This window comes from Sphingomonas gellani (assembly GCF_900110035.1).
Classification (GTDB): domain Bacteria; phylum Pseudomonadota; class Alphaproteobacteria; order Sphingomonadales; family Sphingomonadaceae; genus Sphingomonas; species Sphingomonas gellani.
Genome location: NZ_FOCF01000002.1, coordinates 23,055 through 39,336, shown reverse-complemented (window position 1 = coordinate 39,336; position 16,282 = coordinate 23,055). Strand labels below are relative to the sequence as shown.

Sequence of the window (16,282 nt, the reverse complement as noted above, 5' to 3'; positions counted from 1 at the left end):
TCCTGGCCCCCCGTTTCGACCGTCTGCCCGACCCGCGCGCGATCGTCGACCGGGCGGCGCTGGCGGCGGCGCTCGCCGCCGTACCGGACGGCGACAACGCCGCGATCCGGCACGGCACCACCGCAGAGCTGCGCCGCGCGCTGGACGGTGGCCGGGCGGAGATCGCGCGGCGCCTGACGAAGCATCCGGCCCGCGGGCTGGAGGCGGCCGCGGCGCAGGCCTACCTCACCGACGTTCTGCTCGGTTGCCTGCTCGATGTCGCCGCCACCCGCCTGTATCCGCTGCACAATCCGACGCGTGGGGAGCGGCTGACGCTGATCGCGGTGGGTGGCTATGGGCGCGGCGAGATGGCGCCGTTTTCGGACATCGACATCGGTTTCCTCACCCCGTCCAAACAGACGCCGCACGCCGAGCAGATGATCGAAACGGTGTTGTACACCCTGTGGGACCTGGGCCTGAAGGTCGGCCATTCCAGCCGCTCGCTGGATGAGATGGTGCGTCAGGCGAAGGGCGACAACACGGTGCGCACCGCCCTGCTGGAGGCGCGCTACGTCTGGGGCGATACCGACCTGTACCAGGAGGCGGAGCGCCGCTTCAAGGCGGAGGTGCAGGCCGACACCGCGCGCACCTTCATCGCGGAAAAGCTGGCGGAGCGCGACGCGCGGCACAAGAAGATGGGCGACACCCGCTACGTCGTCGAACCCAACGTCAAGGAGGGCAAGGGCTCGCTGCGCGACCTGCACGCGCTGTTCTGGATCGGCAAATATGTCCATGACGTGCAGTTGGCCCGCCAGCTGGTCGATGTCGGCCTGTTCACCCGTGCCGAATACCGCCAGTTCCACCGCGCCGACGATTTCCTGTGGGCGGTCCGCTGTCACCTGCACCTGCTCGCCAAGCGGGCGGAGGACCGGCTGACGTTCGACTATCAGCGCGAGATTGCGCACCGCATGCGCTTTTCCGATCGTCCTGGCCGGTCGGCGGTGGAACGCTTCATGCAGTTCTACTTCCTTCAGGCGAAGACGGTCGGCGACCTGACCGGCGTGTTCCTGGCGCATCTGGATGAAAAGTTCGCGGCACGCGGCCGCCGCTTCGGCCTGCCGCGTCTCCGCCGCACGCCGGGCAAGCTGCACGGGTTCGTGCTGGATCGCGGCCGATTGGCGCTGCCCCGCGACGATTTCTTCCGCGAGGACCCGATCAGGCTGATGGAGCTGTTCCAGCTGGCCGACCTGCACGTGCTGGAGGTGCACCCGCTGGCGATGCGCGCCGCCGCGCGCGACGCGAAGCTGATCGACGAGCACCGCGCCGACCCGCGGGCCAACGCGCTGTTCCTGGACGTGCTGACCTCGCCGCGTGATCCCGAGCTGGTGCTGCGCTGGATGAACGAGGCGGGGGTACTGGGCCGCTTCGTGCCCGATTTCGGCCGCGTCGTCGCGCAGATGCAGTTCGACATGTACCACCATTACACGGTGGACGAACACACCATCCGCGCGATCGGCCTGTTGTCCCGGATCGAACGCGGCGACCTGCGCGCCGATCATCCGCTCGGCTCCGCGATCATTGGGCAGATCGTGTCGCGACGCGCGCTCTACGTCGCCGTGCTGCTGCACGACATCGCCAAGGGGCGCGGCGGCGATCACTCGATCCTGGGCGCGCAGGTCGCGCTGAAACTCTGCCCCCGCTTCGGGCTGAGCAAGGCGGAGACGGAAACGGTGTCGTGGCTGGTACGCCATCACCTGCTGATGTCGGCCACCGCGTTCAAGCGCGACCTGTCCGACTTCAAGACGATCCTCGATTTCTGCGAAACGGTGCAAAGCGCCGAACGGCTGCGCCTGCTGCTGGTCCTGACCGTGGTCGACATCCGGGCCGTCGGGCCGGCGGTGTGGAACGGGTGGAAACGCCAGCTGCTCGCCGACCTGTTCGAAGCAGCGGAGGAAGTGCTGCGCCTGGGCCACAAGCAGAAGGGCCGGTCCGAGCGCATCTCGGGCAAGCAGGAGATGCTTCAGAGCGCCCTCGGCTGGGATGCGCGGCAGTTCGACGACTTCGTCCGCCGCTTTCCCGCCGCCTACTGGATCGCGGAGCCGGAGGAGGTCCTGCTCCACAACGCGCGCTTCATCGCGAGCGCCGGCGACGGACAACTCGCCATCGACGCGCATGTGGATGTGGAACGCGGTGCGACCCTCATCACCGTTTATGCCGCCGACCATCCTGGCCTGTTCTACCGATTGGCGGGCGCGATCCATCTGGCGGGCGGCAACATCATCGACGCGCGCATCCACACCACGCGCGACGGCATGGCGGTGGACAACTTCCTGGTCCAGGACCCGCTCGGCCGGCTGTTCGACGATCCGGGCCAGCTCGACCGGCTGCGCCGGACCATCGAGGACGCGCTGGCGAACCGCAACAAGCTGGCCGATCGGCTGCTTGCGAAGCCCCTGCCCCGCGCCCGCGCCGACGCCTTTCCCATCGAACCGAACGTGCTGGTCGACAATCGCGCGTCCAACCGCTTCACGGTGGTGGAGGTCAACGCCCGCGACCGGCCGGCGCTGCTCAACCAGCTTGCCCATGCGCTGTTCCAGTCGCGCGTCACGATCCACTCCGCGCATGTGTCGACCTATGGCGAACGCGCGGTGGACACGTTCTACGTCACCGATCTGACCGGCGAGAAGCTGCCCGACGGGCCGCGCGTCCGCACGCTGGAGCGCCGCCTGCACGCCGCGGCGGCGGGGGAAAAGGTGGAGGAACTCGCCTAGCTCGGCGGATCAACGGGTGGTGCGGCAAGGGAGCCGTTAAGAGCCTGCGCCGCCGGGGCGCGGCCGCTACTTCACCGGCCGCTTCTCCAGCTTCCGCGCCAGTGTGCGGCGGTGCATCCCCAGCCGCCGCGCCGTTTCGGAAATGTTGAAGTCGGTCGCCGCCAGCGTTTCGGTGATCCGCTCCCATTCCAGCGTCTTGATGGAGGTGGGGCGGCTGGTGATCGGGGCCTCCACGTCGCCGCCCGCCTTGCCGAACGCGGCCTCGATATCGTCGGCGTTCGACGGCTTCGCCAGATAATGGCACGCGCCCAGCTTGATCGCCTCGATCGCGGTGTTGATGCTGGCGAACCCGGTCAGCACCACGATCAGCATGTCGGGATCATGCTCGTGCAACGTCGCGACGCAGGGCAGGCCGGACGACGTGCCGAGCTTCAGGTCGACCACCGCATAGCCGAAGCTTTGCTGTTCCAGCAGCGCGTCCAGTTCGGTCGGGTCGTGCGCCAGCGCCACCTGATAGCCGCGCCGCTCGAACGAGCGCTGCAACGCGCGGGCCAGCGTCTGGTCGTCTTCCAATATCACCAGGCGGCGCGGTTCGCCCAAATCCTCCGAAGTGTCCTGTCCGGGCGGCGCACCGTCCTGCATGTCAGTCATCCTCTCCGTCACTCAGCACCGGCAGAACCAGCCGGACCTCCGCACCGCCCCCTTTGGGGTTCAATGCCTCCAATCGCCCGCCCATACGGCGCGCGACGTTCGTCGCCAGGAACAGGCCAAGGCCATGCCCGGCACCCTTGCTCGACTGGTAAAGCCGGCCGACCGTCGCCAGCTGGCCGGGAACGAAGCCCGGGCCCCGGTCCCGGACCGCGATCGTCAGCGTCCCGTCCGCGACCTCGCCGGTCAGGCTGGCGCCCTGATCCGAAGCCTCCGCCGCATTGTCGAGCAAGTTCCAGATCGCCTGGCGCAGCGCCGGCTCCGCGACGATGCGATGCGCCATCGCGCCGCGACGGTAATCGAGCGGATAGGCGGCGTGCGTGTCGCGCCACGCCTCCGTCACCTCGTCCAGGAACATGCCCGCCAGCACGCCGGCCATCGCCTCGCCACGCGGCTCGCCGGCGGAATGGAGGATGTCGGTCACGATCGCCTTGCACCGGTCGACTTCCCCCTGCATCTCCGCCACCTCACCCGCCAGTTCGGGGTCGTAAGCGATGCGCGGCATGCGGCGCCAGTCGGCCAGGATCACCGACAGCGAGCCGAGCGGCGTGCCCAGTTCATGCGCCGCGCCGCTCGCGAACAGGCCCATGCGCACGATCCCGTCCTCCTCCGCGGCATGCTGGCGCAGGTCGGCGAGATAGCTGTCGCGCGCGCGCAGACTGCGGCTGATGCGGGTGATGAACATCACCAGCAACGTCGCCACGGTGACGAAGCTCAGCCAGCTGCCGACCGTGTGCAGGTCGTCCGCATCGAAGAAGAACCCGACCCAGACACGGCCGGGCAGCACCAGCGGCACATGCGCGACGATCAGCAATCCGTAACACAGGCTGGTCGCCGCCAGCAGCAACGCGGCCCAGCGCCCCTCCAGCACGATCGCGCCCAGCACCACCTGAAGCAGGTAGAGTGAGGCGAACGGGTTCTCCGCCCCGCCGCTGAAATACAGCTGCAGCGTCAGCGCGGCCATGTCGAGCAGCAGGGTCAGCACGACCTCCGCATTGCGGACGCGGAACCGTTGCAGGATCAGCAGCACCACGCCGTTGGCCAGCGCCAGCCCCGCGGCCACCGCCAGCATCGGCAGCAGCGGCAACGGCACGCCCAGTCCGAAATGCGCCACGAGGATGGTCGCGACCTGGCCGATGACAGCCATCCAGCGCAACTGCACCAGCTGGCGCATCGTGTCGGTGGCCGCCATCTCCTCGCTGCCCCGGCCATCCGGCGCCGGGCGGGTCCGGGTCAGCGCCAGCAGGGGCGCGTCCATCATCGCGCCGGTTCCCGCCGCAACAGCTGCACCGCACCGAACGCCGACAAGGCCGCCAGCGCGAACCAGGTCAGCATGTAGACCAGATGGTTGTTGGGCAGCGACACCACCGTCAGGCCACCGATCGGCAGCCCGCCGGGATTGGGTGTCGCGTCGGCATCGACGAAGAAGGGTGCGACGTGTTCCAGGCTTTTAAACCGCGCGATCGCGCCGACATCGCGCGAGTACCATCGACCCGCCGCCGGATCATTGTGGCGCAGGAACGCTCCGACCGGCTCGGTGATCCTCAGCAACCCGGTCACGGCGATCCGACCCTGCACCTGGCCCTGCGCTCGCGACGCCGGATCGCGGCGGTCACCGGGCACGAAGCCCCGGTTCACCAGATAGATGCCGTTGTCGGTCAAAAGCGGGGTCAGGACCCAGAACCCGGCGCCGCGCTCGGTCAGCGCCTGGACCAGTGTCTCCTTTCTGTGGTCGAACCGGCCGACCAGCCGTATGCGGCGATACGCATCGGCGCGATCGTTGACCGCGTCCCAGCGTGCCGGCGGGGGCGGCGCGACCGGGGCCGCATGGATCCGCGCGTCGATGCGGGCGATCAGGTCCAGCTTCCACGAACGCCGCTCTGCCTGCCAGATGCCGAGCGCCAGGAAGGTGAGCGTCGCCAACAGGCAGAACGCAACCGCCGATGCCCGCCGCCAGCCCCGGTGGCGGGGCACGTCCAGCGGCGGGACCGGCGCCGCACTCACATCCCGTTGCTCATCTCTCCGGCGGTCATCGCCATCATGTTGTTGTTCAGATGGTACATGATCCACAACGACCCCGCGATCACGATCAGCACCAGCACGGCGGTGAACATATAGGCGAGCAGCGTCCAGCCGCCCTCCCCGCGCGTGTTCACGTGGAGGAAGCTGACCGTGTGGACCAGGATCTGCACCATCGCCAGCGCGATCACCGCCAGCGCGGTCGCCTGCGTGTTGTGCAGCGCGCCCGTCATGACCAGCCAGAACGGGATCGCCGTCAGCACGACCGACAGGGCGAAGCCGATCAGATAGCCCTTGCGCGACCCATGGCCATGCGTGTCGCCATGCCCGTGCAGGTCGGGGCTGTGCGCCTCACCGTGGTGGTTGCCGTGAAGAGCGCTCATCGCAGGACCCCAAGCAGGTAGACAAAGGTGAAGACGCCGATCCACACGACATCCAGGAAGTGCCAGAACATGCTGAGGCACATCAGCCGCTTCTTGTTCTCGAAATGCAGGCCGCGCTGGCTCAGTTGGACCAGCATCACGCCGATCCAGATGATGCCCACCGTGACGTGCAGACCGTGCGTCGCCACCAGCGTGAAGAACGCCGACAGGAAGCCGCTGCGCATGGGCGTGGCGCCCTCTGCGATCAGGTTGGAGAACTCGAACAGCTCCACCCCGACAAACCCCATGCCGAGCAGCGCGGTGATCGCCAGCCACAGCCGGACCCCACCCAGCTTGTTCTCCTCCATCGCCAGCATCGCGAAGCCGTACGTGATGGACGACACCAGCAGGATCGCGGTGTTCACCGCCACCAGCGGCAGTTCGAAGATGTGGCGCGGGCTCGGACCGCCGGCATAGCTGGTCGACAGCACGCCATAGGTGGCGAACAGCGACGCGAAGATCAGCGCGTCGCTCATCAGGTAGATCCAGAACCCGATCATGGTGCCGCCGCCCGAATGGGCGTGATCGTGGCTTTCCTCCTCCGCCAGGTAGAAGGTCGGGTTCGCGGCCGCTTCGCCGTTCATTGCATATGTCGCCATGGTTCAGGCCCCCGCGCCGAGCAGTCGGGTGCGCTCGTCCTCGACCCGCGCCACTTCGTCCGGCTGGATGTAGTAATCGCGGTCATAGTTGAAGGTATGGCCGATCGCGGTGGCGATCAGGCCGACAAAGCCCAGCCCGGCCAGCCACCACATGTACCACACCATGCCGAAACCGAGCATCAGGGCAAAGGCCGACAGGATCACGCCCGCCCCCGTGTTGCGGGGCATGTGGATCGGCAGATAGCCGGTGACCGGACGCTCGTACCCACGGTTCTTCATGTCGTACCAGGCATCCAGGTCGTGGATGACCGGCGTGAACGCGAAGTTGTAGGCCGGCGGCGGCGACGAGGTGGACCATTCCAGCGTGCGGCCTTGCCACGGGTCGCCGGTGGTGTCGCGCAGCTGGTCGCGCTTGATGATGCTGACCACGATCTGGATCACGAAGGCGGCGATGCCGACCGCGATGATGAGCGCACCGACGGCGGCGATTACGAACAGCGGCTGCAACGTCGCATCGTCCAGGTGGCGCACACGGCGCGTCACGCCCATCAGGCCCGCGACGTACATCGGCGTCCATGCGACCCAGTAGCCGATGACCCAGCCCCAGAAGTGGATCTTGCCCCAGAACGGGTCCAGCTTGAACCCGAATGCCTTCGGCCACCAGTAATCGATGCCCGCGAACAGCGCGAAGACGACGCCGCCGATGATGACGTTGTGGAAGTGCGCCACCAGGAACAGCGAGTTGTGCAGCACGAAGTCGGCCGGCGGCACGGCCAGCAGCACGCCCGTCATGCCACCCACCACGAAGGTGAGCATGAACGCAACGACCCACCGCATCGGCAGCTCGAAGCGGATCTCGCCCCGGTACATGGTGAACAACCAGTTGAAGATCTTCGCACCCGTCGGGATCGAGATCACCATGGTGGCGATGCCGAAGAACGAGTTGACGCTGGCGCCCGAACCCATGGTGAAGAAGTGGTGCAGCCACACCAGCCACGACAGGATGGTGATGACCACCGTCGCGTACACCATCGACGAATAACCGAACAGGCGCTTGCCGGTGAAGGTCGACGTCACTTCGGAATAGATGCCGAAGGCCGGCAGGACCAGCACGTACACTTCCGGGTGGCCCCAGATCCACACCAGGTTCCAATACATCATCGGGTTGCCGCCGAGATCATTGGTGAAGAAGTTGGTGCCGACATAACGGTCCAGCATCAGGCAGGCGAACGCCGCCGTCAGCACGGGGAAGATCGCGACCGCGAGGATGTTGGAACAGAATGCGGTCCAGCAGAACACCGGCATCTTCATCATGGTCATGCCGGGGGCACGCATTTTGATGATGGTGGTGACCATGTTGATCGCCGACAGCGTGGTGCCGACACCCGCTATCTGCAACGCCCACAGGTAATAGTCCGGCCCCGTGTCCGGGCTGTTCTGCAGGTTGGAGACCGGTACGTAGTTCAGCCAGCCCGCGCGGCTAAACTCGCCGACGAACAGCGAGATCATGACCAGCACCGCACCCGCCACCGTCAACCAGAAGCTGAGGTTGTTGAGGTACGGGAACGCCACGTCGCGCGCGCCGATCTGTAGCGGCATCACGAAGTTGATGATGCCGACCACCAGCGGGATCGCCACGAAGAAGATCATGATGGTGCCATGGGCGGTGAACACCTGGTCGTAATGGTGCGCGGGCAGGTAGCCCTCGCTCGCCCCGAACGACAGTGCCTGCTGCAAGCGCATCATCACCGCATCCGCGAAGCCGCGCAGCAGCATCACGATGCCCAGGATGACGTACATGATGCCGATCTTCTTGTGATCGACCGACGTGAACCATTCCTTCCACAGGTACCCCCACAGGCGGAACTTGGTCAGCGCGGCGACCACGCCCAGCCCACCCAGCACCACCACGGAAAAGGTGATCAGCAGGATTGGTTCGTGGATCGGGAAGGATTCAAACGTCAGGCGACCGAAGATCGCCTTGAGGATGGATTGTTCAGACATGATGGCTCCGACCGCTCAGGCGGCGCCCGTCCCGGCGACGCCGGGCACGGGGGGAATAATGAGATAGGACATGTCGCGGTTCTTCTGCGATGCCGGCTGGGTGGAGCCGGGCGCACCCGGACCGCGGGGCTTGGTGATGTTGGGGCCGGAGCCCTTTTCCTCGCCGTCCTTGAAGATCGCGCCTTCCGGCTTCTGGCCGTGCGGCGGCATCGACTCGTGACCGGATGGCATGCCGGCGCCGGCGCGCACGTCGTTCGGCTCACCGCCGCCCTGCGCCTGGTCGTGGCGCATCACGTCGCTCATGCACGGCTTGCCCGGCTCGACGCAGCGCTCCACCACCCGGCGGAACAGGTCGGCGTCGACGCCGGCGAAGCGCATCACCGGCACCTTCTCGCTCGGCTTCTCCAGGGCGACAAAGGTGCGCGTGTCGAGCGTGCGACCGGCCGCCTTGTTCTGCGCGACCCACTGGTCGAACCCGGCCTGGCCCAGCCCGCGCAGCTTGAAGCGCATGTCGGAGAAGCCGGCTCCGCTGTAATTGGCGGACATGCCCTCATACTCACCGGGCCTGTTCAGCACCGCGTGCAACTGGCTCTGCATGCCGGGCATGGCATAGATCATGCCCGCCAGCGTCGGCGCGTAGAAGGTGTTCATCATGTTGGTCGACGTCAGATCGAACCGGACGGGCACGTTCACCGGCAGCGCCAGTTCGTTGACGGTCGCGATGCCCTGTTCGGGATAGATGAACAGCCATTTCCAGTCGAGCGAGACGACCTGCACCCGGATCGGCTTCACCTTGGGATCGACCGCCTTGTTCGCCGCGATGCGATTTACCGGCCGGAACGGGTCGAGCAGGTGGGTGCTCCACCAGGTCAGCGCGCCCAGCGCGATGATGATGAGCAGCGGCGCTGACCAGATCACCAGCTCCAGCGCGGTGGAATGGTCGAAATTGGGGTCGTAGGTCGCGTCCTTGTTGCCCTTGCGATACCGCCAGGCGAACAGAACGGTCAGGGCCATCACTGGCACGATGATGATCAGCATCAGCGCGGTGGAGATCAGGATGATGTCCCGCTGTTGCAGGGCGATGTCGCCCGCCGGGTTCAGCACCGCGCTCTGACAGCCGGACAACAGGGTTGCAAAGGGAATAGCGGCAAGGGTCAGGGCCCGCCGGGCCGTGCCGCCAAGTTGTTGATCGCGCATGGGGCGGCGCCTTTGCCCCATTCGCTCCGCGCCGACATTGGACATTTTGTCCTATCCCCCGGCGCCCCGGTTCTGGTGCAGGGCGCCCGCCAATGTATATACAATGCCTTGCCGCCGGAGCGAAAGCGTCATGACTGCACCGATCGCTGCCCAGAATGCCGCGGGAGACCCGCTGGCCAATTCGACTTCGCTCGAACGCGACGCGCGACTCGTCAACGCCCGCGACCACAAGATCGCGCCTGGCGAGATCGCGATCGGCGTGATCGTCGGCCGCACGTCCGAATTCTTCGACTTCTTCGTCTACGCCATCGCATCCGTGCTGGTGTTCCCGGCGCTGATCTTCCCGTATGTCGATGCGGTCACGGGCACGCTGTACTCGTTCGCGCTGTTCGCGCTGGCGTTCATCGCGCGGCCGATCGGCTCGCTGGCATTCATGGCGATGGACCGGCGCTATGGTCGCGGCGTGAAGCTGACGGTGTCGCTGTTCCTGCTCGGCGGGTCGACCATGGCTATCGCGTTCCTGCCCAGCTATGCCCAGATCGGATCGGCGGCGGCGTGGCTGCTCGCGATGTTCCGCATCGGCCAGGGCGCGGCGCTGGGCGGTGCCTGGGACGGCCTGCCCTCGCTCCTGTCGCTCAACGCGCCGGAGGATCGTCGCGGCTGGTACGCGATGATCCCGCAGCTGGGCGCGCCGCTTGGCCTGCTGGTCGCCTGCGCGCTGTTCGCCTTTTTCCACTCCACCCTGTCGAACGACGACTTCCTCGCCTGGGGCTGGCGCTATCCGTTCTTCGTGGCGTTCGCGATCAACGTGGTGGCGCTGTTCGCCCGGCTTCGCCTGGTCGCCACGCCCGAGTTCGAGCGGTTGTTCGAGAATCGCGAGCTTCAGCCCGCGCCGGTCGGCGAGACCCTGCGTGAAGAGGGTCGCACGGTGGTGCTCGGCGCGTTCGCCCCGCTCGCCAGCTTTGCGCTGTTCCACCTCGTCACGGTGTTCCCGCTGTCCTGGGTGACGCTGTTCACCGGAGAGGACGCGACTCGCTTCCTGGTCATCGAGATGGTCGGCGCGGCGGTCGGCGTGCTGTCGATCCTGGCATCCGGCGTCATCGCCGACCGGGTCGGTCGCCGTGCGGTGCTGGGCGTGTCGGCGGTGCTGATCGGCGCCTATAGCGGCTTCGCGCCCCAGCTGCTCAACGCAGGCAGCATCGGCGAGACGGTGTACATGATCGTCGGCTTCGTGCTGCTTGGCCTGGCGTTCGGTCAGTCGTCCGGCGCGGTGAACGGCAATTTCTCCGGCGCCCGCCGCTACACCGGTGCCGCGATCACCTCGAATCTCGCCTGGCTGATCGGCGCGGGCTTCGCCCCGCTGGTCGCGCTGACGCTGTCCAGCCGACTGGGTGCCTGGGCGATCGGCCTTTACCTGATGTCGGGTGCGGCCTGCACCATCGCCGCGCTGCTCATCAACCGGCAATGGGGCCGCAAGACGCGGGATACGCACGCACCCCTGACCGCCTGACGCCGGGCCGCCGCCCGCATCACGTGGGCGGCGGCGCCAACCAGGACGACTCGATTTCCTTGTACCGGTCGACAAAGCCGGTGTCGGCGATCATCCGCGCCTCATCCAGAACCCGCACGCGCTTTCCGTTGCGCTGGATCAGGCCCAGGTCTTCCATCTTCCCCAGCGTACGGCTGACATGCACCTTGGTCAGGCCCACGGTGTCGCCGATATCCGTCTGGGTCAGCGGGAAATCGAACGAGTCGATCACGCCGCCCGCCGTGACCCGCAACCGGGCCAGCACGTCGAGGATCAGCGTCGACAGCCGTTGCAGGCTGTCCATCCGCCCGACGCTGGTCAGGCGATCCGACAACGCCACGTTCTCCGCCGCCGACATCGCATACAGCAGCCCGGCCAGGCGCGGCTGCTCGCGGAAGATGCGGCCCAGATTGACCTTCGACAATTCGGACACGATCGCATCCGACACGGCCGTGAAGTCGTGCACCGCCTGCGCCCATGCGATGCTGGACGTGCCCATCAGGTCGCCCGGAAAATGGAAACGCAGGATCTGTCGCGCCCCCGTGGGCAGGCGGATCGCCGCGTGAAACCAGCCCAGTTGCACCACGTACAGCGTGTCGCTGTTCTCACCCCGGCCGAGCAGCCGCTCACCAGCGGGCACACGCGTCTCACGCCGTTCCGCCCAGTCCAGCGCATCGCGCTCGCCCGCGCTCAGCGTCGCATATTGTTCCAACCGCTGCACCAACGCGCTTTTCCGCATAGGATCGTTCTCCCCTCGTCACAAATCGCGAAGGGTGCGTAACGGTTCCTTTCGTGGGCCGCGGTGATCGCGATCAAGCGTCCCGATTGACCTGAAATGGTGCAAAACTTTGTGCGACGGGCATCATCTCGATGGTGTTGATGTTGACATGCGCCGGCAGGGTGGCGACCCAGAACACCGCCTCCACCACATCGTCGGCGCTCAGCGGCTCCGTGCCGCGATATACGGCGTCCGCCTTGTCCCGGTCGCCGCCAAAGCGCACCTGCGAGAACTCAGTGCCGCCGCAAAGCCCGGGCTCGACGCAGGTCACGCGAACCGGCGTGCCGATCAGGTCGGAACGGAGGTTCAGGCTGAACTGGTGCACGAACGCCTTGGTCGCGCCGTACACATGCCCGCCCGGATAGGGATAGGTGCCCGCAACCGACCCCAGGTTGACGACATGCCCCCGCCCCCTGGCGATCATGCCCGGCAACAGCGCGCGGGTCATCTGCACCAGGCCGCGGCAATTGGTGTCGATCATCCGGTCCCAGTCGTCCGGATCGGCCTCCGCCGCCTTGCCCAGACCCAGTGCCAGGCCGGCATTGTTGACCAGGCAATCGACGCCCGCGAACTCCGGCGGCAGGGTCGCCAGCGCCGCCGTCATCGCATCCCGGTCGGCGACATCGAAGGCGAGCGGCAGCACCCGGCCCGCGCCCAGTTCCGCGACAAGGGCCTCCAGGCGATCCAGCCGGCGTGCCGTCGCCACCACGCGCGCGCCCGCACCCGCGAAACGCCGCGCGATCGCGATACCGAATCCAGCGCTCGCACCCGTGACGAGCACCGTGTCGGGGACCCAACCTGCTTGGCCGAAAGCGCTCATCATCTCTTCTCCGTCGGCGGTTCGTGTCGCGGCGCGCTAGCACCGGTGGGGATCGCCCGCCACGCCGGATCGTTGATGCGGCGAAAGGATGCGTACATGACAGACGGCATCAATACCGGCCCGAACAGCCGCCCGCTGAACGACACGGTGGCGGGCACCGGCCCCGGCATTCCCGACGATGCGCTGGCGCCCGGTGAGGACGCACTGCCCGAACCGCCCAGCGACGAGGAGGTCGCGGCGGTGGCACGCAAACTCGGCGCGCCGACCCCGCCCAGCCCGGATTGAGGCCCCTGTAAACGCGCGCCGCGGGAGGGGTCAGCCCGGCATCCGCTCCGCCAAGGGTACGAAGCGGGCGACCTGCCGCCCAACCAGTCGCAACTGTTCCAGCACGGCGGCATCGCTGACCCCGCCCGCGTCGTCGAATCGGGTCAGTTGCGTGTTCACCGCCGCCGCGAACGGTGTCGGCCAGCCGCGCAGGGCGTGTACGATCGACCGCAGCGCCGCGATCGTGGAACCGGTCGCCTGCCACCCATAAGCGGTCGCGATCAGTCCGACGGGCATGTCGGCCAGATACGGCCGTTCGTCGCGCGCAGTCTCCTCCAGCAGGTCCAGCGCGTTCTTGACCACGCCCGAGATGGAGCCGTGATAGCCCGGGCTGGCGATGATCAGCGCCGATGCCTCCCGCACCGCGTCCACGAAGGCGCGCTCCTCGGCGGTGCGGGTCGCCGCGCGTGGATCGAACAGCGGCAGGCGCGCCATGTCCGCGCCGCCGAACATCGCCGTGCGGAACCCCTGTTCCGCCGCCGCGTCCAGCGCGATGCGCAACGAGCGTTCGGTGGACGACACACCCCCGATCGTGCCGCCGATACCGACGACGAGGGGGCGGGTTGTGGGCGCTACGTGCTGCATGGTTCGACCTGCTAACCGCTTTGCCTCCCGCTGTCGCCGCTGATATGGCACGCCTTCCCGATGCGCTTGCGGGCAGTGTCGTAGCGCGGTAATACACGCAGCTGTCCATGAACCCTTTCGACCCGCGCCGACCTCATCGCGATGCCGCGTCCGACAGCTTCGGCGAAGGGCGGCGCGTTGATGACGAACCGAACGATCGCCCCGGCATGTCGCAGCGCCCGCTGCGCTACGCTCCCGACCCCGCCACCTGGGATGACGAGGACCGACCCTACCGCGCCTATTCGCGTGAGGAACTTCAACGGCAACTCGACGGGTACGACGCCGTACTGTCCGATGCGGGCGACGATGGTGACGGGTCCGATCCGTCCGGCAGTCGCGACTCCACGTTCCGCACGGTACTGCGCTGGGGCATGCGGGGGCTGGCCGCGGTCATCGTGTTGCTGGTGATCGCGATCGGCTGGCTGGCGGTGACGGCACCGTTGTCCCGCTCGCTCAAGCCGCCGACGCCGCCCTCGATCACCCTGCTCGCCAGCGACGGCACGCCGATCGCCCGGCGCGGCGCGATCCTGGGCGCACCCGTCGACGCATCGAAGCTGCCGCCCCATGTGCGCGAGGCGTTCGTGGCGATCGAGGACCGGCGCTTCTACTCGCACTGGGGGATCGACCCGCGCGGCATCCTGCGCGCCGCCTGGCACAATGTCGGCGCCGGCGGCGTGCGGGAGGGTGGGTCGACCATCACGCAGCAGCTGGCGAAGAACGCGTTCCTCGACTCCGACCGCACCGCCGCGCGCAAGATCCGGGAGGTGATGATCGCCTTCTGGCTGGAGGCGTGGCTGTCGAAGGACGAGATCCTGTCGCGCTACCTGTCCAACGTGTATTTCGGCGACAACGTCTATGGCCTGACCGCCGCGGCCAAGCATTATTTCGGCCGCGCGCCCGAACGCCTGAACGTGGGCCAGGCCGCGATGCTGGCCGGGCTGGTCAAGGCGCCCTCCCGCCTCGCGCCCACCACCAACCTGGCGGGCGCCCGCAAGCGGGAGGCGGTGGTCGTCGGTGCGATGGTCGATGCCGGCTTCCTGACCCCTGCCGAGGGGCGCGCCGTGCAACCGCAGCGCGTCCTCGCCAGCCGTCCGCAGCAACTGCCCAGCGGCACCTATTTCGCCGACTGGGTCCTGCCGGAGGCGCGCGATCAGGCGGGTGAGATCAACACGGAGACGACCGTCCGCACCACGCTCGACCCGGAGCTGCAGCGCCAGGCGGAACGGGTGATCCGTCAGGCAGGGTTGCGCCAGGCGCAGGCGGCGCTGGTCGCGATGCGGACGGACGGACAGGTGGTCGCGATGGTAGGCGGCCGCTCCTATGCCGACAGTCCGTTCAACCGCGCGGTGCAGGCGAAGCGCCAGCCGGGCTCCACCTTCAAGCTGTTCGTCTATCTGGCCGCGATGCGCGCCGGCATGACGCCCTCCTCCACCGTAGACGATTCGCCGGTGGAGATCGCCGGGTGGAAACCGCGCAACGACGATGGCCGCTATCTGGGCGAGATCAGCCTGGCCCGCGCCTTCGCCCGCTCGTCCAACGTCGCCGCCGCCCGCCTGACGCAGCAGGTCGGCGTCAAGCAGGTCATCAAGGCGGCGCGCGACCTGGGCATCACCACGCCCATCCCGAACGAGGCGACGATCGGCCTCGGCACGTCCGAGGTGTCGCTGCTCGAACTCACCGCCGCGTACGCCGGGATCGCCAACGGCAGCTACCCGATCGTGCCGCGCGGGCTGAAGGACGTGAAGGGCAAGGGGTGGTACGAATCGCTGACCAGCCGCACCCGCCGCATCCCTGAGAATGTGCAGGATGAGATGAAGTCCCTGCTCGGCTCGTCGCTGCGCGGGACGGGGCGAGAGGCGCGGTTGACCGTCGATGCCTATGGCAAGACCGGCACGTCGCAATCGGGGCGCGACGCCTGGTTCATCGGCTTTGCCGGCGACCTGGTGGTCGGCGTCTGGGTCGGCAACGACGACAACACGCCCAATCCCGGCCTGCACGGTGGCGGGATCCCCGCCCAGATCTGGCGCAACTTCATGGTCTCCGCGCTCGATATCGCACCGGTGCGTGCGCCCGTCGTTGTCGACGAGGATGCTGCCGATCCGGAGGCGGTCGAGAATATGGCCGAGATTCCGGACATGAGCGAGGCCGTCGACCGCGCGGTGGACGGTGCCGTCGACGGTGCGGTCGGCCAGGCCGGCGACCGGCTCCGCGACATCGGCATCGACCTGCGCCGGGGCGAGGACGGGTCGATCACCGTGTCGCCAACCCGCGGCCGCGACCGCACCCCACCCCCGCCGCCCCGCGACGATCGCCGCCCGCCGGACGATGACGGCGGGGAGGAGTGAGGTCGTCGCCCAGGCAGTTGTCCGTGGGAAGCGCCACTCGCTGACGCAAGAACAATCGTCGCGAGAAGGGAGGCCAGCCGCTGCGACCAAAAGCGTCGATCCAAGCAACCGTGGGAGGTGCGTCAGCCCTGACCGAGCCGATCTGCCCTCCCGCTGATAAGTAC

The 16,282-nt window shown here is 67.6% G+C and carries 14 protein-coding genes; 4 read left to right on the top strand and 10 right to left on the bottom strand.

Going from position 1 to position 16,282, the window contains the following annotated elements; translation table 11 throughout:
- Window positions 1-2: 2 nt before the first annotated feature.
- Window positions 3-2,750: a [protein-PII] uridylyltransferase gene (locus BMX37_RS04540; RefSeq protein WP_093664323.1), complete on the top strand. Its 2,748-nt coding sequence runs from the start codon at window positions 3-5 to the stop codon at window positions 2,748-2,750.
- Between the two features lie 66 nt (window positions 2,751-2,816).
- On the opposite strand, the gene BMX37_RS04535 is transcribed toward BMX37_RS04540, so the two are convergent.
- Genes BMX37_RS04535 through cyoA form a run of 7 tightly spaced genes read right to left on the bottom strand, consistent with a single transcriptional unit; the run spans window position 2,817 to window position 9,699 of the window.
- Window positions 2,817-3,392: a response regulator transcription factor gene (locus BMX37_RS04535; RefSeq protein ID WP_425288437.1), complete on the bottom strand. Its 576-nt coding sequence runs from the start codon at window positions 3,390-3,392 to the stop codon at window positions 2,817-2,819.
- Window position 3,393: 1 nt separating this feature from the next.
- Window positions 3,394-4,719 carry an ATP-binding protein gene (locus BMX37_RS04530; protein ID WP_244501390.1) on the bottom strand — a complete coding sequence of 442 codons (1,326 nt, stop codon included), beginning with the start codon at window positions 4,717-4,719 and terminating at the stop codon, window positions 3,394-3,396.
- The gene (locus BMX37_RS04525; RefSeq protein WP_093664322.1) at window positions 4,716-5,462 is read right to left on the bottom strand and encodes an SURF1 family protein; all 747 of its coding nucleotides are present in this window, start codon (window positions 5,460-5,462) and stop codon (window positions 4,716-4,718) included. The genes BMX37_RS04530 and BMX37_RS04525 overlap by 4 nt, the downstream gene beginning before the upstream one ends.
- Window positions 5,459-5,860: a cytochrome o ubiquinol oxidase subunit IV gene (gene cyoD, locus BMX37_RS04520; protein WP_093664321.1), complete on the bottom strand. Its 402-nt coding sequence runs from the start codon at window positions 5,858-5,860 to the stop codon at window positions 5,459-5,461. The genes BMX37_RS04525 and cyoD overlap by 4 nt, the downstream gene beginning before the upstream one ends.
- On the bottom strand, window positions 5,857-6,498 hold the full coding sequence (cyoC, locus tag BMX37_RS04515; RefSeq protein ID WP_093664320.1) for a cytochrome o ubiquinol oxidase subunit III: 642 nt from the start codon (window positions 6,496-6,498) through the stop codon (window positions 5,857-5,859). The genes cyoD and cyoC overlap by 4 nt, the downstream gene beginning before the upstream one ends.
- Window positions 6,499-6,501: 3 nt before the next feature.
- Window positions 6,502-8,502, bottom strand: a complete 2,001-nt coding sequence (cyoB, locus tag BMX37_RS04510) for a cytochrome o ubiquinol oxidase subunit I (RefSeq protein ID WP_093664319.1) — start codon at window positions 8,500-8,502, stop codon at window positions 6,502-6,504.
- Window positions 8,503-8,517: 15 nt separating this feature from the next.
- Window positions 8,518-9,699 (bottom strand): ubiquinol oxidase subunit II, encoded by a 1,182-nt coding sequence (gene cyoA, locus BMX37_RS04505; protein WP_093664318.1) that lies wholly within the window; start codon window positions 9,697-9,699, stop codon window positions 8,518-8,520.
- Between the two features lie 130 nt (window positions 9,700-9,829).
- Here cyoA and BMX37_RS04500 point away from each other — a divergent pair, with 130 nt between their 5' ends.
- Window positions 9,830-11,209 carry an MFS transporter gene (locus tag BMX37_RS04500; protein ID WP_093664317.1) on the top strand — a complete coding sequence of 460 codons (1,380 nt, stop codon included), beginning with the start codon at window positions 9,830-9,832 and terminating at the stop codon, window positions 11,207-11,209.
- A gap of 19 nt (window positions 11,210-11,228) precedes the next feature.
- Here the strand turns inward: BMX37_RS04500 and BMX37_RS04495 are convergent, their stop codons facing one another.
- The gene (locus BMX37_RS04495; RefSeq protein ID WP_093664316.1) at window positions 11,229-11,966 is read right to left on the bottom strand and encodes a Crp/Fnr family transcriptional regulator; all 738 of its coding nucleotides are present in this window, start codon (window positions 11,964-11,966) and stop codon (window positions 11,229-11,231) included.
- A 73-nt stretch (window positions 11,967-12,039) separates the two neighbouring features.
- Window positions 12,040-12,828: an SDR family oxidoreductase gene (locus BMX37_RS04490; RefSeq protein ID WP_244501389.1), complete on the bottom strand. Its 789-nt coding sequence runs from the start codon at window positions 12,826-12,828 to the stop codon at window positions 12,040-12,042.
- Window positions 12,829-12,921: 93 nt separating this feature from the next.
- On the opposite strand from BMX37_RS04490, the gene BMX37_RS04485 reads away from it, so the two are divergent.
- Window positions 12,922-13,110: a hypothetical protein gene (locus tag BMX37_RS04485; protein WP_139198000.1), complete on the top strand. Its 189-nt coding sequence runs from the start codon at window positions 12,922-12,924 to the stop codon at window positions 13,108-13,110.
- A gap of 30 nt (window positions 13,111-13,140) precedes the next feature.
- On the opposite strand, the gene BMX37_RS04480 is transcribed toward BMX37_RS04485, so the two are convergent.
- Window positions 13,141-13,734, bottom strand: coding sequence for an NADPH-dependent FMN reductase (locus BMX37_RS04480; protein ID WP_093664313.1), 594 nt, complete (start codon window positions 13,732-13,734; stop codon window positions 13,141-13,143).
- 107 nt (window positions 13,735-13,841) lie between these two features.
- Between BMX37_RS04480 and BMX37_RS04475 the strand changes: the two genes are divergently transcribed.
- Window positions 13,842-16,118, top strand: a complete 2,277-nt coding sequence (locus BMX37_RS04475; RefSeq protein ID WP_244501388.1) for a transglycosylase domain-containing protein — start codon at window positions 13,842-13,844, stop codon at window positions 16,116-16,118.
- Window positions 16,119-16,282 lie beyond the last annotated feature (164 nt).